The organism is Ruminococcus flavefaciens AE3010, assembly GCF_000526795.1.
Classification (GTDB): domain Bacteria; phylum Bacillota; class Clostridia; order Oscillospirales; family Ruminococcaceae; genus Ruminococcus; species Ruminococcus flavefaciens_D.
Map to the genome: position 1 here is coordinate 574,233 of NZ_JAGT01000001.1, position 18,133 is coordinate 592,365.

General features: G+C 42.7%; 21 protein-coding genes. 18 read left to right on the forward strand and 3 right to left on the reverse strand.

Going from position 1 to position 18,133, the window contains the following annotated elements; translation table 11 throughout:
• Positions 1-156: 156 nt before the first annotated feature.
• Both N774_RS0102565 and ymfI read right to left on the reverse strand, forming a co-directional pair.
• Entirely contained in the window at positions 157-741 is a 585-nt protein-coding gene (locus tag N774_RS0102565; RefSeq protein ID WP_024859738.1) for an HD domain-containing protein, read from the reverse strand.
• An 11-nt stretch (positions 742-752) separates the two neighbouring features.
• Positions 753-1,457 carry an elongation factor P 5-aminopentanone reductase gene (ymfI, locus tag N774_RS0102570; protein WP_024859739.1) on the reverse strand — a complete coding sequence of 235 codons (705 nt, stop codon included), beginning with the start codon at positions 1,455-1,457 and terminating at the stop codon, positions 753-755.
• Between the two features lie 131 nt (positions 1,458-1,588).
• Between ymfI and N774_RS0102575 the strand changes: the two genes are divergently transcribed.
• The 17 genes from N774_RS0102575 to clpX all read left to right on the forward strand — a co-directional run bounded on the left by N774_RS0102575 (position 1,589) and on the right by clpX (position 15,438).
• Complete coding sequence (locus tag N774_RS0102575) at positions 1,589-1,792, forward strand: DUF896 domain-containing protein (protein WP_024859740.1); 204 nt, start codon at positions 1,589-1,591, stop codon at positions 1,790-1,792.
• Between the two features lie 4 nt (positions 1,793-1,796).
• Complete coding sequence (locus tag N774_RS0102580; RefSeq protein ID WP_024859741.1) at positions 1,797-2,189, forward strand: cytidine deaminase; 393 nt, start codon at positions 1,797-1,799, stop codon at positions 2,187-2,189.
• Positions 2,189-2,680 (forward strand): GNAT family N-acetyltransferase, encoded by a 492-nt coding sequence (locus tag N774_RS0102585; protein WP_024859742.1) that lies wholly within the window; start codon positions 2,189-2,191, stop codon positions 2,678-2,680. Before N774_RS0102580 ends, N774_RS0102585 begins: the two co-directional genes overlap by 1 nt.
• Positions 2,643-3,140 carry a hypothetical protein gene (locus N774_RS17935; protein ID WP_024859743.1) on the forward strand — a complete coding sequence of 166 codons (498 nt, stop codon included), beginning with the start codon at positions 2,643-2,645 and terminating at the stop codon, positions 3,138-3,140. The genes N774_RS0102585 and N774_RS17935 overlap by 38 nt, the downstream gene beginning before the upstream one ends.
• Positions 3,141-3,154: 14 nt before the next feature.
• Complete coding sequence (locus tag N774_RS0102595) at positions 3,155-4,993, forward strand: TIGR03960 family B12-binding radical SAM protein (RefSeq protein ID WP_024859744.1); 1,839 nt, start codon at positions 3,155-3,157, stop codon at positions 4,991-4,993.
• Positions 4,984-5,643, forward strand: coding sequence for a TIGR03936 family radical SAM-associated protein (locus tag N774_RS0102600; protein ID WP_037280093.1), 660 nt, complete (start codon positions 4,984-4,986; stop codon positions 5,641-5,643). Before N774_RS0102595 ends, N774_RS0102600 begins: the two co-directional genes overlap by 10 nt.
• Before the next feature lie 17 nt (positions 5,644-5,660).
• The gene (locus N774_RS0102605) at positions 5,661-6,452 is read left to right on the forward strand and encodes a class I SAM-dependent methyltransferase (RefSeq protein ID WP_024859746.1); all 792 of its coding nucleotides are present in this window, start codon (positions 5,661-5,663) and stop codon (positions 6,450-6,452) included.
• Between the two features lie 274 nt (positions 6,453-6,726).
• On the forward strand, positions 6,727-7,071 hold the full coding sequence (gene rplS, locus N774_RS0102610) for a 50S ribosomal protein L19 (RefSeq protein ID WP_024859747.1): 345 nt from the start codon (positions 6,727-6,729) through the stop codon (positions 7,069-7,071).
• 121 nt (positions 7,072-7,192) lie between these two features.
• Complete coding sequence (lepB, locus tag N774_RS0102615; protein ID WP_024859748.1) at positions 7,193-7,954, forward strand: signal peptidase I; 762 nt, start codon at positions 7,193-7,195, stop codon at positions 7,952-7,954.
• Positions 7,955-7,985: 31 nt separating this feature from the next.
• Positions 7,986-8,867, forward strand: a complete 882-nt coding sequence (gene ylqF / locus N774_RS0102620; protein WP_024859749.1) for a ribosome biogenesis GTPase YlqF — start codon at positions 7,986-7,988, stop codon at positions 8,865-8,867.
• Entirely contained in the window at positions 8,867-9,484 is a 618-nt protein-coding gene (rnhB, locus tag N774_RS0102625; RefSeq protein ID WP_024859750.1) for a ribonuclease HII, read from the forward strand. The genes ylqF and rnhB overlap by 1 nt, the downstream gene beginning before the upstream one ends.
• Positions 9,477-9,854, forward strand: a complete 378-nt coding sequence (locus tag N774_RS0102630; protein ID WP_024859751.1) for a YraN family protein — start codon at positions 9,477-9,479, stop codon at positions 9,852-9,854. The genes rnhB and N774_RS0102630 overlap by 8 nt, the downstream gene beginning before the upstream one ends.
• Positions 9,855-9,866: 12 nt before the next feature.
• Entirely contained in the window at positions 9,867-11,360 is a 1,494-nt protein-coding gene (gene thrC, locus N774_RS0102635) for a threonine synthase (RefSeq protein ID WP_024859752.1), read from the forward strand.
• 1 nt (position 11,361) lies between these two features.
• Positions 11,362-12,054, forward strand: a complete 693-nt coding sequence (locus N774_RS0102640; RefSeq protein ID WP_024859753.1) for a metallophosphoesterase — start codon at positions 11,362-11,364, stop codon at positions 12,052-12,054.
• Between the two features lie 101 nt (positions 12,055-12,155).
• On the forward strand, positions 12,156-13,463 hold the full coding sequence (tig, locus tag N774_RS0102645; RefSeq protein WP_024859754.1) for a trigger factor: 1,308 nt from the start codon (positions 12,156-12,158) through the stop codon (positions 13,461-13,463).
• An 87-nt stretch (positions 13,464-13,550) separates the two neighbouring features.
• A complete protein-coding gene (gene clpP / locus N774_RS0102650; protein WP_024859755.1) occupies positions 13,551-14,141 on the forward strand; it encodes an ATP-dependent Clp endopeptidase proteolytic subunit ClpP in 591 nt (196 codons plus the stop codon).
• A gap of 10 nt (positions 14,142-14,151) precedes the next feature.
• Positions 14,152-15,438 (forward strand): ATP-dependent Clp protease ATP-binding subunit ClpX, encoded by a 1,287-nt coding sequence (gene clpX / locus N774_RS0102655; protein ID WP_024859756.1) that lies wholly within the window; start codon positions 14,152-14,154, stop codon positions 15,436-15,438.
• Positions 15,439-15,477: 39 nt separating this feature from the next.
• On the opposite strand, the gene N774_RS19410 is transcribed toward clpX, so the two are convergent.
• Complete coding sequence (locus tag N774_RS19410; RefSeq protein ID WP_196231514.1) at positions 15,478-15,624, reverse strand: hypothetical protein; 147 nt, start codon at positions 15,622-15,624, stop codon at positions 15,478-15,480.
• A 167-nt stretch (positions 15,625-15,791) separates the two neighbouring features.
• Between N774_RS19410 and N774_RS0102665 the strand changes: the two genes are divergently transcribed.
• Positions 15,792-18,128, forward strand: a complete 2,337-nt coding sequence (locus tag N774_RS0102665) for an ATP-dependent Clp protease ATP-binding subunit (RefSeq protein WP_037280096.1) — start codon at positions 15,792-15,794, stop codon at positions 18,126-18,128.
• Positions 18,129-18,133 lie beyond the last annotated feature (5 nt).

Below are 18,133 nucleotides of genomic sequence, written 5' to 3' on the forward strand. Positions count from 1 at the left end.
AGTACAGGTATATATATTATCTATCATTATAAATATAACATAATACGCTATAAACTTCAAGTTATCGAAAAAATTATCATCATTTATTCACGAAATTCGGCGCATTGGTAAAGGTGTACGACATTCAGCTGTAAAAATTGTGCATATTGTGGATTGCTATTTGAGCCAGCCTTTCTTTTCCGCATCATCAATGACTGATCTGATAAGCTGTGAAAGTTCATCGGCTTCGTGGAAATAAGCTTCGTTTCTATTCAATACCTGTTCCTTGTGAATACCATGTTCCGTCCACGAAATACCGCCCTTTGTATAATTCAGCAAAAGCGGCTGCAGCCTGTCCATAACAGCTGCAAATCTTGCTTCTTTGGTAACACTGTCCTCAAATTCGCGCCAGAGTCCGTAAAATTCCTTACACTGATCTTCCGGAAGAAGTCCGAATATCCTGCGTGCAGCTTTTTCCTCACGCTCGGCTTTAGTTGAATTTCCTGCTTCGTCGTAGCAGTATGTATCTCCTGCATCTATCTCGATAATATCGTGCAGAAGCAGCATTTTAATAACTCTTGTAACGTCAATATCGGTATTTGCATATTCTGACAGCAATATCGCCATTATAGCGATATGCCAGCTATGTTCTGCATCGTTTTCCTTTCTGTTCTCATGCAGAACATAGGTCTGACGGTACAGATTCTTCATTTTGTCAAGTTCCAGTATAAATCCGATTTGCTTTTCAAGTCTTTCATTCATTTTAATCACTCCTATATTACCATTCCGCCGTTTACCGCAAGCACCTGACCTGTAATATACTCTGAGCTGTCAGAAGCCAGAAATGCTACAGCGTCTGCGACATGCTTGGGTTTGCCGAATATTCCAAGGGGGATATCCTCTTTTATCAGTTCCAGATCTTCTGATGAGAAATTCTTGTTCATCTGTGTCATTATAAAGCCGGGCGATACGCAGTTAACGCGGATTCCCGACGGCGCCACTTCCTTTGCAAGTGCCTTTGTAAAACCTATCATTCCTGCCTTTGACGCAGAATAATCCACTTCGCAGGAAGCTCCGCACTGCCCCCACATAGAAGCGATATTGATTATATTGCCTGTTTTTGCCTTTATCATTTGCGGAAGCACAGTTCTTGCACAGTTCATAGCTCCTTTAAGATTGATATTCAATATCTTATCGGCTATATCCTGTGACATTGAGTTGAAAAGCTCAATAGCTGATACGCCTGCGTTATTGACAAGGAGATCAAGCTTTCCGATGTTACCGAAAGCTTCTTTGACCGCTTCAGCTTCAGAGACATCGAAGCAGACAGCTTCTCCGCCTATCTCTCCGGCGATATGCTTTGCTTTTTCAGCAGAATGAGCATAGTTTACATATACAAAATATCCGTCAGCAGCCAAACGTCGGCAGATAGCCTCTCCGATACCGCCTGCTCCGCCTGTGACAAGTGCAGTTTTCATATTTATCTCCTTTGTAACGAATTGGTTAGTTTTCATTATAACATATACAAATTAAAAAATCCAGTACAATACTTGAAATTACTGCGAATCCGTGTTACAATATAAAATATATTAATCTGGGAGTGTTTAAATTGGATCAGAAAAAAATCGACCGTATAAACGAGCTTGCACGCAAATCAAAGTCAGAGGGCTTGACAGAAGCCGAAAAAGCCGAGCAGACCGAGCTCAGAAACGAATATCGCCGAGCTGTAACAGGCAATCTCGCTGCACAGCTTGAACATACATACATTATGACGCCCGACGGCAAAAAGCGCAAGGTGGGCAAGGGAAGGTGAGTTAATGAGCAATAAGGAGCTTTTTGCAGCAGCTGTAAAAGCCGCTGAGAAATCTTATTCTAACTATTCACATTTCACTGTAGGAGCAGCTCTTCTTACAAAGGATGGCAAGCTATTTGCAGGCTGCAATATTGAAAACGCATCTTACTCACTGACCATATGTGCCGAGCGCACAGCTGTATTCAAGGCTGTTTCGGAGGGATATACCGATTTTAAAGCCATTGCCATTGCAGGCAGTGGAAACAATGACTTCTCCAAGCCCTGCTCCCCATGCGGAGCCTGTTTACAGGTTCTCAGTGAATTCTGCGGAGACGACTTCAAAATATTACTCGCTGACGGTGAGCACAGCCTTGCTGATTTTCTCCCCAAACGATTCAATGAGGAAAGCATGAAATGATCCATATAGACGAAATTTCAGCCTGCAAATCCGATTATATGGAGCTTCTTATCCTTGGGGACGAACAGGAAGAAATGATAATGAAGTACCTTGACAGAGGAAGACTTTTTGTGTTGAAAGATGATGATAAGGTCTGCGCAGTCTGTGTTGTTACCGACGAAGGCGATTTCACTCTTGAACTGAAAAACATCGCCGTTTCGGAGAAAGTACAACGCCATGGATTCGGCAGAACGCTTATCTCATTCATAGAAAGTAAATTTGCAGGAGCTTTCAAAAGGCTCATTGTCGGTACGGGAGACAGTCCGCTGACCGTGCCGTTTTATGAAAAATGCGGCTTCAGAAAATGCGGAGTTATCAAGAACTTTTTTATTGATAACTATGACCACCCAATAATCGAAGCGGGTGTTCAATTGTGTGATATGATATGTTTTGAAAAGGAGCTTTCCGAAGATCATGGAACAGATAGAGAAGGTATTGCCGAAATACGGTGAAAATATAGTAGTGGGAGTAATGTTCAAGCGACATTTTGAATGGTATGTTGCTCCCAAAAATCTGTGGAAAATGGATTATAAAAAGCTGTATTCCGTATGGGAGCTTGCATATCAGCGAAGCGGAAAGACAAAGGCACAGCTTGAAGCTGATATCGGAAGCTATGAGCAGTTCTGTGAAAAGCGCTGGAATATCGAAGTCGTGGACGGATTTACAGCAAGCAGCTTTCTTGCGCATCTTTTCAATTGCAGATACTCAGCAGACGAGCTCAGACTGCTCAGGATAGTTGCTCACGATGACCGCAAAAAGGACTATGACGCTTCCCTTTATATTGATTTTGACCGAAATACCATGTATTCTCAGTTTCCGAAGCCCGAAAGCTTTGAGAATTTCGTTCCTATAGGCTGGCACGGCGAGTACAGAAGCTTCATGTCGCTGATACCTGCTGAAAAAAGATACTGATGCACGGAGGAAATATGCTTAAAGATAAGATTGAAAAACATCTTCTGGAAGTCCAGAAGCCTTCACGATATATAGGCGGAGAAGTGGGCAGCGTTATAAAAGACAAGTCAAAGGTAGATGTAAGATTTGCATTTTGCTTTCCTGATACATATGATATCGGAATGTCACATCTTGGCATGAAGATACTGTACTCTCTTACCAATGAGCGCGAGAACTACTGGTGTGAGCGCTGTTTTGCTCCAAGTGAGGATTTTGAAGCAGTAATGCGTGAAAATGATATTCCTCTCTACGCACTGGAAAGCCTTGATCCCATAAAGGATTTTGATTTTATAGGCTTTACTATGCAGTACGAGCTCTCATATGCCAATGTTCTGAATATGCTTGATCTTGCAGGTATCCCTATATTCTCAAAGGACAGGACACAGGAGCTTACACAGATAGTGATCGCAGGCGGTCCGTGTGTCTGCAATCCCGAGCCCCTTGCTGATTTTTTTGATATATGCGTTCTTGGTGAGGGTGAAGAAGTCAACCTCGAACTCATGGATCTGTATTATGAATTGAAGAAAGAAGGAGCTACGAGAGACGAATTTCTGCGCAAAGCCTGTCAAATAGAGGGTGTATACGTACCGAAATTCTATGAATTTGTCTATAAAGATGACGGCACGATCGACCATATAGAAACCACCAACGGTGCTCCCGAAGTCATACGCAAGCGTATAATCAGAGATCTTGATAAAGTATATTATCCCGATAACTTTGTTGTACCATTTACTGAGATAGTTCAGGACAGAGTATCGGTAGAGGTCCTGAGAGGCTGCATAAGAGGCTGCCGTTTTTGTCAGGCAGGCTTTATTTACAGACCTTTCCGCGAAAAGCATGCTGAAACAGTTTGCAGATCTGCCAAAAACCTGTGTAAAAATACAGGCTATGATGAAATATCACTGGCTTCCCTCAGTACCAGCGATCACTCTGAGATAGACCCTATGCTGACAAAGCTTCTTGATTACACTGTAAGCGAGAAGATCAATTTGTCGCTGCCGTCGCTGAGAGTCGATAATTTCTCGGAATCACTCCTTGAAAAGATAAAAAGAGTCCGCAAAAGCGGTCTTACATTTGCGGCAGAGGGCGGTACACAGCGTCTCCGTGACGTTATCAACAAAAATGTAAGCGAAGAAGAAATAATGAATACCTGCCGCATCGCTTTTGAGGGCGGATATTCTTCCGTAAAACTCTATTTTATGATGGGACTGCCTACAGAGACCGATGAAGACATTGTAGGCATCGCAGAGCTTGCAAATCGTATAATCGACCTCTATTACAGCATTGAGAATCGACCCAAGGGCAGGGGAGTACAGATATCCATAAGCTGTGCGACTTTTGTTCCGAAGCCATTCACACCATTCCAGTTCGAGCCGCAGGATACCCGTGAAATGATAGAGCATAAACAGAAACTGCTTCTTGATTCCATAAAGACCAAAAAGATAAAAGTCAGCTATCATAACCCCGATGTAAGCATGCTTGAGGTCATACTTGCCAAGGGTGACCGCAGGCTATGCAAGGCAGTTTATGCCGCATGGAAAAAAGGCTGCAAATTTGACAGCTGGGACGAGTATTTCCATTTTGACAAATGGCTCGAAGCTTTTGAGGAATGCGGTATAGATACGTCATTCTATGCAAACCGAAGATTTGAGTACGACGAGATACTGCCATGGGACCATCTTGACTATCTTGTGTCAAAGGAATTCCTTGTCCGTGAGAACAAGACAGCCCGTCAGTCCAAAACTACGCCTAACTGCCGCCTGAGATGTTCGGGCTGCGGCGTAAATAAGAAAGTTGGGAGGGAATGTTTTTGATACGTGTTAGAGCGACTTTTGAGAAATGCGGCCGTGCAAAATATATTTCCCACCTTGATCTGAACCGCTGTATGCTCAGAACATTCAGACGCTCCCGTCTGCCTATATGGTACACAGAGGGCTTCAATCCTCACCCGTATTACAGCTTTGCACTGGCGCTCTCACTTGGATTTGAGAGCAGCTGCGAGATACTTGACTTCAATCTGAACGAGGATATCCCCTTTGACGAGATAAAAGACAAGCTGAATTCTGTAATGCCAGAGGGCATGCGTATAATTAAGGTCGCAGAGCAAAAGCAGAAGATAACAGCCATAGCAAAGGCTGAATACAGCTTTTCCCTTGTTTCTGACGCCGTTGACTCACTTTATGCAGATGTAAACAAACTAATCGCAAGTCCCGAAATATTGATCGAAAAAAAGACCAAAAAAGGCATTAAAACCGTTGATATAAAGCCTGATATGGAGATACTGACCTGCAATAAGACCGAAAGATCGGTGGATATATCCATGTATCTTCCCGCAGGTACTCAGACCAATTACAACCCCACACTCTTCATTGAAGCGCTGAAGAAAACGACAGACATCGCTTTTGAAACCGAAAACATTCGCAGAACCGCTATATTATGTGCCGATAATACAGTATTTGAATAACTAAAAGGAGTAACACAATGAATATTACCAACAAGAACATCGACGGCGGAAAGGCTTTCGATTGGGGACGCACATCATTAGACTACGCTAAATACCGCGATATTTACCCGCCGCTTTTCTTTGAGAAGATAGCAGAAAAGGGAATTTGTGTAAAAGGTCAGCGAGCACTTGACCTCGGAACAGGAACAGGTGTTGTGCCGCGAAATATGTACAAATACGGAGCTGAATGGACAGGCTCTGATATTTCTGCTAATCAGATAGCTCAGGCAAAAGTACTTGCTGAAAAGGACGGAATGAAAATAGACTTTATCGTTTCGGCTGCAGAGGATATAGACTTTCCTGAGGAATATTTTGACGTTATAACAGCTTGTCAGTGCTTTTTCTACTTTGATTATGACGTCGTTATCCCTAAGCTTGCAAAGCTTCTGAAAAAAGGCGGCAGGCTTGTTATTCTTTTCATGGCATGGCTCCCTGACGAGGACAAGATCGCAGGAGAGAGCGAGAGACTTGTACTTGAATACAATCCTCAGTGGACAGGCGGAGGATATACCCGCAGACCTATTTACGTTCCTGATATCGCCGAGAAGTACTTCGACATCGAATTCAGTGAGGAATATGATCTCATGGTGCCTTTCACACGCGAAAGCTGGAACGGCAGAATGAAAGCCTGCCGTGGAATAGGCGCTTCACTCAGCGACGAAGATGTTGCAGCATGGGAGAATGAGCACATGAAGCTGCTTGAAAAAATCGCTCCCGAGACCTTTGAAATACTTCATTCCGCCTCATATGCTGTACTTATAAAGAAGTAAATATATTAATTTTATTTTTTTCAAAAAAAACTCTTGCATTTTCTGTTAAAGTATGGTATGATATAAAAGCATTTGAAATCCGTTCAGGTATTTTTATGCCCGAATGAGGGTTAATGCCGAAAGACATTAAATCGGATAGTCCGCTGCCTGATGCTCATTATTTGAGCCTGTGTACTGTGTACACCTATTTATTATTTATTCCTGCATGAACCGAATGCTGAACGGTCAATGCGGGACAGGTAAGAATGTTCGGAAATTTTAGGAGGAAAATAAAATGGATGCACTCAAGTTAATCAGCGAATCAAGCATGAAGGAAAATGTTCCACAGTTCAACGTAGGTGATACTGTAAAGGTTCACGTACAGATCAAGGAAGGCGACAAGAGCCGTATTCAGGTTTTCGAGGGAACTGTTATCGCTAAGAAGCACGGCGGTATCAACGAAACATTTACTGTAAGACGTGTTGCTCACGGCTGCGGTATCGAAAGAGTATTCCCACTTCATTCTCCTGTTGTTGACAAGGTAGAGGTCGTAAGATACGGTAAAGTTCGCAGAGCTAAGCTCTACTATCTCAGAGACCGAGTTGGTAAGGCTGCTAAGGTTAAGGAACAGATCCGCTAACAGGTTGCAGACTGAGTTCAGCCGAATCAATTCGGCTGACTCATCTTCTTTCCTTGAGGGACTTAAAGTCCCTTTTTTGCTACATTTTCATATTTTTTAAAATAGTCCGGAGGCGGCAAATATGGCTGATAAAATAAAAGATTTATCTGAAAATACCGAAGAAGTAATATCCGAAGCTGCTGTTGAAGCTGAAGAAAAAGCAGATGAAGTTTCCGAGGAAACAGCTGAAGCTGCTGAAAAAATCGAAAACGCTTCTGCTGATGAAGATGATATAGATAAGAAAGCTGAGGAAAAGGAGAGCAAGATAGTTGATGATATTCTTGAGATCATCGAATCTACGCTTGTTACTGTATTCGTAATAGTTATGATATTTACATATCTGCTTCACCCTGTAAATGTTGTGGGAAGATCCATGAACAACACCCTTATGGATAATGACAGGATCTTTATGACAACTATTTACGGTGGTCCGCACTACGGAGATATTATCGTTATCAACAATGACGAAGCTTATCTTCTCAATGATGACGGAAGCATATATGAAAGAGATATAACAGGTTCATCACTCAAGGAGTGTATAATCAAGAGAGTAATAGCTGAACCCGGACAGACTATCGATATTGACGCAGAAAACGGCAAGGTTATAGTTGACGGCAAGGTGCTTGACGAACCTTACATAAAAGAAACCGTTGATTCGGACGGAGGAATGTTTGATTTCCCGATCACCGTACCTGATGGATACTATTTCGTAATGGGTGATAACAGAAGAAATTCTTCTGACAGCCGCTGCGGTGATGTAGGTCTTATAAAGAAAGACCAGATATACGGCAAGGCACTTATCAGATATTCACCTATCAAGGACTTCAAGTTTCTTATTTTCTGATCGTTCACTAAAAAGCATTCAGGAGGCATTTATGGATAACAGCGATATGAAACAGATCCAGTGGTTTCCTGGGCATATGGCAAAAACAAGACGTCTGATATCTTCAAATCTTTCTCTTGTTGACGCAGTTGTAGAAATATTGGACGCTCGTACTCCTTTGAGCAGCCGCAACCCTGAAATGGACAAGCTTACAAAAAGCAAGCCGAGAATGGTCCTGCTCAATAAATGTGATCTTGCCGATGAAAGCACAACACAGCGCTGGATAGATTATTTTAAAAATTGCGGCTGTGCAGCACTGGCTGTTGATTGTAAGTCAGGAAAAGGACTAAAGTCGATACTTCCTGCTATAAAAAACACAGTTTTAAAAGAGTTAATGGACAAGCGTGCCAAAAACGGCATGACAGGAGCAGCCGTCCGCCTTATGATAGTTGGTATCCCAAATGTTGGAAAGTCATCTCTTATAAATAAGTTAGCAGGCTCTAAGCGTGCTAAGGTCGAGGACAGACCGGGCGTTACACGCACAAAGCAGTGGGTGAAGCTCGATAACAACACTGAGCTGCTGGATATGCCGGGTGTACTGTGGCCTAAGTTTGAAGATCAGAACGTCGCTGTAAGACTTGCATTTACAGGCGCTATCAGCGATGATATACTCGATATTGAAACTCTGGCAATGAAGCTTCTGGTATTTTTGGCAGAAAGCTATCCCAATTCTGTTAAAGAACGCTATAAAATAGAATTTTCCGACGATGATACGGGGCTTGAACTCCTTGAAAAGGTCGGAAAAAAACGCGGCATGATGATCTCAGGCGGCGAAATAAATACAGAACGAGCTGCAATAACAGTGCTCGATGAATTCAGAAGCGGTAAGCTTGGAAAAATCACTCTTGAAGCACCGCCGCAAAAGGAGCAGTAATGGCACGAATAGTTCTTCACAAGGAGCTTTTTGACTACGATGCCGAGCTCCGAAAGGAATACCATGTTATCTGCGGAGTCGATGAGGCAGGCAGGGGACCGCTTGCAGGTGATGTTTATGCCGCTGCGGTTATTCTGAATAACGATGCCCTTATAGACTACCTCAATGACAGCAAGAAGATCTCTGAAAAGCGCAGAGAGCTTCTTTATGATGAAGTCATAGCAAAAGCCGATGCTTACTGCGTGGCAACAGCAAGCGTGCAGGAAATAGATGAACTGAATATTCTTCAGGCAACAATGCTGGCTATGAGAAGAGCTGTTGACGGACTTGGAGTTCACCCTGATTTAGCACTTATCGACGGAAACAGACTGCCACAGCTTGAATGCGAGAGCAGATTCGTCATACACGGCGATGCGGTATCAGCTTCCATAGCGGCTGCATCTATTCTCGCAAAGGTCTCCCGAGACAGATATATGCGTGAGCTTGACGAAAAGTATCCCGAGTACTGCTTCTCCCAACACAAAGGCTACGGTACAAAGCTCCATTATGAAAAACTGGCGGAATACGGTGTATCAGATGTTCACCGCAAAACATTCCTGAAAAAGCTTTATGACTAAAAATGAAATAGGAAAGCTTGGCGAAGAAAGCGTATGTGCTTATCTAACCGAGCGAGGATATAAAATAGCCGCCCGAAACTACAGGATAAAAGGCGGAGAAATAGATATAATTGCCGAAAACGGCGACTATATCGCATTTGTTGAAGTCAAAGCCAGAAAACCAGACAGCATGGTATCAGGCTTTGAAGCAGTCAACAACAGAAAACGCGGTCTTATAATAAAAACAGCCGCTGATTATTGCTGTAAGCACCCAAATATGCTGCAGCCGAGATTTGATGTCGCACAAGTCATCGTTTCGGCCGGAAAGGTGCTCAGCATTGATTATATAATCAATGCCTATGATACAACAGGCTATAATTTCATATTTTGAAAGGTGATAAATATGTTCTACAACAGCACAAGAAACAGCGACGTCAAGGTCAGCAGCGCTGAAGCCATTACACAGGGTATTTCAGCAGAGGGCGGACTTTTTGTTCCCGAGAGCATACCTCAGCTCACTCTTGACGAAATAAAATCTATCGGCGAAATGAAGTATGCCGACAGAGCTGCTTATGTGTTTGCTAAGTATCTCACTGATTTTACAGATGCCGAGATACATTACTGTACCGATAATGCGTACAGCACAAAGAACTTTGAAACAGAAAGCATTGCAGAGATGGCACATCTCTTCGATGGTACATATATGCTGGAGCTCTGGCACGGTCCTACCTGTGCATTCAAGGATATGGCGCTCCAGATACTCCCATACTTCCTTACAACATCCGCAAAGAAGATAAAGCTTGACAAGAAGATAGTTATTCTTGTTGCTACATCAGGCGATACAGGTAAGGCTGCTCTCGAAGGCTTCAAGGACGTTGAGGGTACTTCTATCCTTGTTTTCTATCCCGAGGACGGCGTTAGCCCCATGCAGAAGAGACAGATGAAAACTCAGGAGGGCTCAAATGTAGGCGTATGCGCTATCAAGGGCAACTTCGACGACTGCCAGAACGGCGTTAAGGATATCTTCACTAACGATGATGTAAAGAAAGCACTTGATGAAAAGGGCATGGTTTTCTCAAGCGCAAACTCCATCAACTGGGGACGTCTTGTTCCACAGGTAGTTTACTATATATCAGCTTATGCTGAGCTTGTCAAGGACGGCGAGATCACTCTCGGCGACAAGATAAACATTGTAGTTCCTACAGGCAACTTCGGTAATATCCTTGCCGCTTACTATGCAAAGCACATGGGAGTTCCCGTAAACAAGCTTATCTGCGCTTCAAACATCAACAACGTACTCACCGACTTTATAAATACAGGCGTTTATGACAGAAACAGACAGTTCTACGCAACTGTTTCACCGTCAATGGATATTCTTATCTCAAGCAACCTTGAAAGACTTCTTTACCTCATGACAGACAGGAATGACGCTCTGATCCGCGAGTGGTTCGGCAAGCTTGCTTCTGAGGGCAAATATGAAGTAAATGCTGACGTAAAGGCAAAACTTGCAGACGAATTTGCAGCAGGCTTCTGTGACGACGCACAGACAAAGGAAACTATCCACTCTATATATGAGAAATATTCATATACCTGCGACACACATACAGCTGTTGCAGTCAATGTATATAACAACTATAAGGCATCTACAGGCGATACAACAAAGACTGTTATCGCTTCAACTGCAAGTCCTTACAAGTTCAGCGCTGCTGTTCTTGAAGCTCTTGAGGGCAAGGTATCAGACATTGATGAATACTCCAAGGTAGACAAGATAGCAGAGCTTTCGGATATTCCTGTACCTTCTGCTCTGGCTGACCTCAGAAACAAGCCCGAGCGCTTCAACGATATCATAGATAAAGCCGATCAGAAGGATTATGTGCTCAGAACTCTGAGCGAATAAGATGAGCTTATTTGTACTTGCTGATCTTCACCTGTGCAAGGGTGCTCCCGAAAAGACAATGAGTATCTTCAGCGGTTGGGAGAACTATCAGGAACGGATCGAAAAGAACTGGCTCGACCTTATAAACGATGATGATACAGTGGTGCTTCCGGGAGATATTTCGTGGGGAATGTCTCTTGCCGAAGCATTGCCTGACTTTCAGTTCATCAACGAGCTTCCTGGAAAAAAGATAATAATCAAGGGCAACCACGATTATTGGTGGACTACCATGCGAAAAATGGAAGAGTTCCTTTCCTCCGAGAAGCTTGATACAATAAAAATACTGCATAATAATCATTATGCATACGAAAAATACGGTATCTGCGGCACAAGAGGCTGGGTCAATATGCCCGGGGAATCTCAGGACGAAAAAGTCCTGAAAAGGGAAGTACAGAGGCTTGAAACCTCAATAAAGTCCGCAATTGCAGAAGAACTCGAACCTATTGTTTTTCTGCACTATCCGCCTATTTTTGCTACAAATTTTAATTATGACATACTTGAAGTCCTTTATCGCTACAAGATAAAAGATTGCTACTACGGTCACATTCACGGACGTTCCGCACATGATCTGTGTGTAAAAAATACTTATGATGATGTGAATTTTCATCTCATTGCAGGCGATTATTTACAATTTATCCCTGAGAAAATCTTATAAATTGTGCATTATACAGAAGTGTTGGAAATTAGTAGAAAAAATTTTGGAAATGTGGTATAATATACCAAGTATGTTATATAAATATTGGAGGACGTATCAATATGAGTTTAAAATCATCAAACAAGACAGATGTGAATACTACAGAGTTAGTAATTTCAATTGACGCAGACGCTTTTGAGGCTGCTGTTGAAAAAGAATATCAGCGTCAGAAGAAGAATATCCAGATCAGAGGTTTCAGAAAGGGCAAGGTTTCCAGAAAGCTTGCTGAGAGAGAGTTCGGTGAGGGTGCTTTCTATGAGGGCGCTATCAATTCACTCCTCGGTCCTGAAATAGATGCAGCTGTTAAGGAGACAGGTCTTGTTCTCGTTGACAGACCTAATGTTGAAGTTACTTCTATCGATAAGGCTCAGGGCGTTGAGCTCAAGGCTGTATGCGTTACAAAGCCTGAGATCGAGATAGCTGATTATAAGGGAATCAAGGCTCCTAAGGAAGTTAAGGAGATCACTGAGGAAGATATTGATAAGCAGATCGACATCATCAGAAAGAAGAACGCTCGTATCGTTTCTGTTGAAGACAGAGCAGCTCAGCTCGACGATGAAGTTATCATTGATTTTGAGGGATTCTTCGGCGACGAGGCATTTGAAGGCGGCAAGGGCGAGGATCATCCTCTTCGTCTCGGCAGCGGTCAGTTTATCCCCGGATTTGAGGATCAGATCGTTGGTCACAACATCGGCGATGAGTTCGATGTAAATGTCAAGTTCCCTGAGGATTATCAGATGACTGATTATGCAGGCAAGGACGCTACATTCAAGTGCAAGCTCAAGGCTATCAGCTATGAAGAGCTCCCTGAGATCAACGACGATCTCGTTAAGGACGCTACAGAGTTTGAAACAGTAGCAGAATATAAGGACGACATCAAGACAAAGCTTGAGGAAGCTGCTACACAGCAGGCTGAGTCAGGTTTTGAGAACGCTGTTATGGAAGCTCTTATCAGCAAGGTTGACGCTCCTATCCCGAATTGCATGTATGAGCAGAGAATCGATTCTCTTATGAGATCATTCGAGCAGCAGCTCCAGCAGCAGGGCATGGACATCAAGCTCTACTTCCAGTACACCGGAATGGACATGGATTCATTCAGAGAGACATACAGAGACAGAGCTGTAAATGAGGTTAAGCTCAGACTTGCTCTTGAGAAGATCGCTGATCTCGAGAATATCCAGATTTCTGACGAAGAGCTCAACAACAGCCTCGGCGAGATCGCAGCAGCTAATAACATTGACGTTGAAACAGTTAAGAGATTTATCCCTGTTGAGGATTATATCACTGATCTCAGAGTTCAGAAGGCTATCGAACTCGTTAAGGAAAATGCTGTAGTAGACAACACTGTTGCTGAAGAAAAGGCTGAATAATAGCTTTTTCGACAATTAATCATAAAAATATCATGTTGTCCCGCAGCTTATGTGGGACAACTGTTTTTAAAGAAAGGGCGATAAACTATGAGCGTACTTGTACCTTATGTCGTAGAACAGACAAGCAGAGGAGAAAGATCATACGATATATATTCCCGTCTGCTCAATGACAGAATAATCATGCTTTCCGATCAGGTCAATGACGCCACAGCAAGCGTCGTTGTTGCTCAGCTTCTTTATCTTGAAAGTCAGGATTCGGAAAAGGATATTTCACTCTATATAAACAGCCCGGGCGGTTCTGTAACCGCAGGAATGGCTATATATGATACTATGAACTACATCAAGTGCGATGTTTCTACAATATGTATCGGTATGGCTGCTTCCATGGGAGCATTCCTGCTTTCTTCCGGTGCAAAGGGCAAGAGGATCGCTCTTCCCAACAGTGAGATAATGATCCACCAGCCTCTTATCGGCGGCGGTCTCGGCGGTCAGCAGACAGATATTATGATCCACGCTAAGAATCTCGAGCGTACAAGAGACAGACTGGAAGAAATAATCGCAAATAATACAGGCAAGACTGTGGAAGAGATACACACAGCTTGTGAGAGAGACAATTATATGACAGCTCAGGAAGCTCTTGAATTCGGGCTTATCGATAAGGTTATCACAAAAAGGTAGGGGTTTTTAAATGGCTGAAACGTTTAAATCGTGCAGCTTTTGCGGCAAAGGGGAAAACAGAGTTCGCAGTATGTTTTCGGCAGGTTCATCTAATATTTGTGATGAATGCGTAACTTACTGCTATGAAATGCTCTATGGTTCTGGTGTAGCTAAAGCGCACAGAAAAGCATCAAAAACAGAAAATGATAATGATGTTTCTGCAATGAAACTCATGAAGCCTATGGAGATAAAGGCTTTTCTTGATGAATATGTGATCGGACAGGATGATGCGAAAATATCGCTTTCTGTTGCAGTTTACAATCATTACAAGCGCATAATGAGTCAGGAAAACGACAAGGACCTTTCCGACAAGGACGGTGTTGAGCTCCAGAAGAGCAATGTACTTCTTCTCGGTCCTACAGGCGTCGGCAAGACCTTTCTTGCCCAGACTCTTGCAAAGCTTCTTAATGTTCCTTTTGCTATTGCCGATGCAACTACTATAACCGAAGCGGGATATGTCGGTGATGACGTTGAAAACGTTCTTCTCAGATTGATCCAGGCAGCAGACTTTGATATCAAATCAGCAGAGCGCGGAATCATTTACATTGACGAGATAGATAAGATAGCCAGAAAGTCCGAAAACACGTCACTTACACGTGATGTAAGCGGTGAGGGCGTTCAGCAGGCTCTTCTCAAGATCATTGAGGGAACTGTTTCAAATGTTCCTCCTCAGGGCGGCAGAAAGCACCCTAATCAGGAGGTTATCCAGATAAACACAAAGAATATCCTGTTTATCTGCGGCGGAGCTTTTGACGGACTTGAAAAGCAGATACAGAAGCGTATAGGAAAAGCTCCTATCGGCTTCGGCGGAGATATCAATACTCACAATGTTGAGACTGAAAACATCTTCAAAAAAGTCGTTCCGAAGGACCTTGTAAAATTCGGTATGGTTCCTGAGTTTGTAGGAAGACTGCCTGTTATATCTGTTCTTGAAGAGCTTGATGAGGCATCACTGGTAAGAATACTTACTGAGCCTAAGAACGCTCTTATCAAGCAGTATAAGAAGCTTTTCAGATATGATGATATCGAGCTTGAGATAGACGATGAAGCTCTCATTGAGATCGCTAAGAAAGCTATTGCTCAGAAGACAGGTGCAAGAGGACTTCGCTCCATACTTGAATCTATCCTTATGAAAACTATGTTTACCGTTCCGTCTGACGGAAGCATTGCTAAGGTAACTGTTACAGCTGATTGTGTTATCAATGAAACACAGCCTTTGCTTATCAACAGAAGAAACAAGCTTTTAAAAGCTGAATAAACGAAAGGGACTGCATGTGCAGTCCCTTTTTTGCTTGATTTAACAGCCGCAGCCACAGCCGTTATTGCTGCCGCAGTCACCACAGCCGCAGCCATTATTGCCACAGCCCGAAAAGAGGATGATAACGAGAAGTACTAAGAGAATGATACACCAGCAGTTGTTTCCGCCAAAACATGAATTGCACATAATAAAAAGCTCCTTGAATAATGTATTTAAAGCGTTTTCTTCGCTTTATAGTACATAGTATGCCATAGCAAAAAAAGTGTTACAGTTTTTATTGCAGACGCTGTTTCGACAGTTATCGCGCTGATATAATGGCATAATATATATAGAACATTATAAAGGAGCAAGCCATGATAAATAACGAAAAATTCACAAGAAAAGCCATACTCATAATCGAAGGCGCCATTGATCACGCCTCTGAGCTGGGACATACCTATGTAGGCAGCGAGCATATCCTCCTATCTATTCTTGATGATGAAGGCTCGGAAGCGGCCAAAATGCTTTTTGCAAGTGGAATATGCTATTCAGACGCTGAAAAAGAGATAATCGATATGGTAGGGCGGGGAACGCCTTCTATTCTAAATCAGCGTTTTTTCACAACAGCTACCAAGCGTATCCTTGAAGTAGCATATTCAGCGGCAGCAGACGCAGGAGCACAGAAAGCCGCTCCCGAGCATATTCTTGCTGCTTTGATAAAGGAATCATCATGCAGTGCCTGCACGGTGCTAAAGCATATAAGCGCAGATATACCTTATTTATGCGACAGGCTCAGAAATATAACGAATGAGGAGATGAACATAAAGCTCTACGAATCATTGAAGCCAAAACCCTCGCAGCTTCCTAATCTTTTCAGATTTGGAAGGAATATTACAGATATTACAGTCATTAACCAGAATGATCCGCTTATCGGACGAAAAAACGAAGTTGAACGTATCTTACAGATACTTTCACGCAGGACTAAAAACAATCCCTGTCTAATTGGAGAAGCAGGCGTAGGAAAGACCGCAATAGTTGAGGGCGTTGCGGCAATGTTTATAAGGAATCTCGTCCCTGATAATCTGAAAAACAAGTTTATTTTTTCACTTAATCTGACTTCGATGCTTTCGGGAGCAAAATATCGCGGAGACTTTGAGGAACGTGTGAAATCATGTATTGAAGAAGCCGCAGAAGCTAAGAATATTATTCTATTTATAGACGAAATTCACACCATTGTAGGTGCAGGAGCCGCCGAAGGTGCCATAGATGCTGCAAATATTATGAAGCCTCAGCTGGCAAGGGGACAGCTTCAGCTCATAGGTGCTACCACATTTGACGAATACAGAAAGACGATCGAAAAAGACGCCGCACTTGAACGCCGTTTTCAGGCAGTAAAGGTAAACGAACCGAATAATCACAGCTGTATAGAGATACTAAAAGGTCTCCGTAAAAAGTATGAATCCTTCCACGATATAAAGATAAGCGACGAAATAATTGATCTGTCGGTAGAGCTTTCAAAGCGCTATATTACAGACAGATTCTTGCCTGACAAAGCCATTGATATACTTGATGAAGCATGCGCATTGGCAAAAATAAAAAACAGCTGCAAAAAGCTCACAAAAGATACCGACTTTATTGATATGGACGGGGTCAGGCTTTCAAGGCTGAATGAAGTTGTTGAAGCTAATAAAAAACTCCATGTTACCGAAGATGATCTTAATACTGTAATTTCACTGAAAACAGGTATTCCCACAAGCAAAATAACATCACAGGAATCACAGAAACTCGAAAAACTGAAAGATGTCCTTTCCGAACGAATCATAGGTCATGAACGCGCAGTGAAAAAGGTCACAAACGCAATATATCGTGCAAAAGCGGGACTGCGTGACACTAACAGACCAATTGCTTCTCTCTTATTCGCGGGTCCTACGGGAGTGGGAAAAACCGAAATGTCAAAAGCGATTGCCGAATGTCTTTTTGACAGTGAAAACAATCTCATTCGGGTTGACATGTCAGAGTATATGGAGAAACATTCAGTCTCAAAGATAATCGGAGCCCCTCCCGGCTATGCAGGATACGACAGCAGCGATAATAATCTGTGTGAAAAAATCAGACGTACTCCCTATTCACTTGTATTATTCGATGAAGTTGAAAAAGCCGAGAAAGATGTCCTGAATATTCTTCTTCAAATACTTGATTACGGCATGCTGACAGATTCACTTATGAGAAAGGTGAGTTTCAGAAACTGCATAATTATTATGACCTCCAACATCGGTGCAGAAGAAATGATAGGCAAAAGCTCCCTTGGCTTTGCAGAAGACTGTCAGGAAAGACTTGAGGATAAGGCACTGGAAGCTGTAAAAAGGTATTTTTCAGCTGAATTGCTGAACAGACTTGACGAGATCGTTGTATTTGAAAGCTTTGAAAAAAACGACCTGTTGAAGCTGAGCAGACTTGCTCTTGATGATCTGCGAAAGCGCTCACATTCAATAGGGATAGAGATAGAGTTTACCGACAAAGTCATTGAATCCTTGGCAGCAGTAAAAGGAACTTCCAGATACGGAGCACGTCAAATAAAGCGTAAAGCTGTCGAGCTTGTGGAAAATAAGCTTGCAAATATGATAATCAACTCCGAAATAGCAAAAGGGGACAGCTTGAAGCTTGACATAGAAAACGAAAGGCTGCTTATTACAAAGAATGTTACAGTATAAAAGGG

Bases quoted from the DNA above. Each gene is read 5' to 3' on its own strand.
- clpX (WP_024859756.1), top strand. From the start codon at position 14,152: ATGGCTGAAACGTTTAAATCGTGCAGCTTTTGCGGCAAAGGGGAAAAC.
- N774_RS0102595 (WP_024859744.1), top strand. From the start codon at position 3,155: ATGCTTAAAGATAAGATTGAAAAACATCTTCTGGAAGTCCAGAAGCCT.
- N774_RS0102630 (WP_024859751.1), top strand. From the start codon at position 9,477: ATGACTAAAAATGAAATAGGAAAGCTTGGCGAAGAAAGCGTATGTGCT.
- N774_RS0102605 (WP_024859746.1), top strand. From the start codon at position 5,661: ATGAATATTACCAACAAGAACATCGACGGCGGAAAGGCTTTCGATTGG.
- N774_RS0102665 (WP_037280096.1), top strand. From the start codon at position 15,792: ATGATAAATAACGAAAAATTCACAAGAAAAGCCATACTCATAATCGAA.
- N774_RS17935 (WP_024859743.1), top strand. From the start codon at position 2,643: ATGGAACAGATAGAGAAGGTATTGCCGAAATACGGTGAAAATATAGTA.
- N774_RS19410 (WP_196231514.1), bottom strand. From the start codon at position 15,624: ATGTGCAATTCATGTTTTGGCGGAAACAACTGCTGGTGTATCATTCTC.
- ymfI (WP_024859739.1), bottom strand. From the start codon at position 1,457: ATGAAAACTGCACTTGTCACAGGCGGAGCAGGCGGTATCGGAGAGGCT.
- rplS (WP_024859747.1), top strand. From the start codon at position 6,727: ATGGATGCACTCAAGTTAATCAGCGAATCAAGCATGAAGGAAAATGTT.
- ylqF (WP_024859749.1), top strand. From the start codon at position 7,986: ATGGATAACAGCGATATGAAACAGATCCAGTGGTTTCCTGGGCATATG.
- clpP (WP_024859755.1), top strand. From the start codon at position 13,551: ATGAGCGTACTTGTACCTTATGTCGTAGAACAGACAAGCAGAGGAGAA.
- N774_RS0102565 (WP_024859738.1), bottom strand. From the start codon at position 741: ATGAATGAAAGACTTGAAAAGCAAATCGGATTTATACTGGAACTTGAC.
- N774_RS0102640 (WP_024859753.1), top strand. From the start codon at position 11,362: ATGAGCTTATTTGTACTTGCTGATCTTCACCTGTGCAAGGGTGCTCCC.
- lepB (WP_024859748.1), top strand. From the start codon at position 7,193: ATGGCTGATAAAATAAAAGATTTATCTGAAAATACCGAAGAAGTAATA.
- thrC (WP_024859752.1), top strand. From the start codon at position 9,867: ATGTTCTACAACAGCACAAGAAACAGCGACGTCAAGGTCAGCAGCGCT.
- tig (WP_024859754.1), top strand. From the start codon at position 12,156: ATGAGTTTAAAATCATCAAACAAGACAGATGTGAATACTACAGAGTTA.
- N774_RS0102580 (WP_024859741.1), top strand. From the start codon at position 1,797: ATGAGCAATAAGGAGCTTTTTGCAGCAGCTGTAAAAGCCGCTGAGAAA.
- rnhB (WP_024859750.1), top strand. From the start codon at position 8,867: ATGGCACGAATAGTTCTTCACAAGGAGCTTTTTGACTACGATGCCGAG.
- N774_RS0102600 (WP_037280093.1), top strand. From the start codon at position 4,984: ATGTTTTTGATACGTGTTAGAGCGACTTTTGAGAAATGCGGCCGTGCA.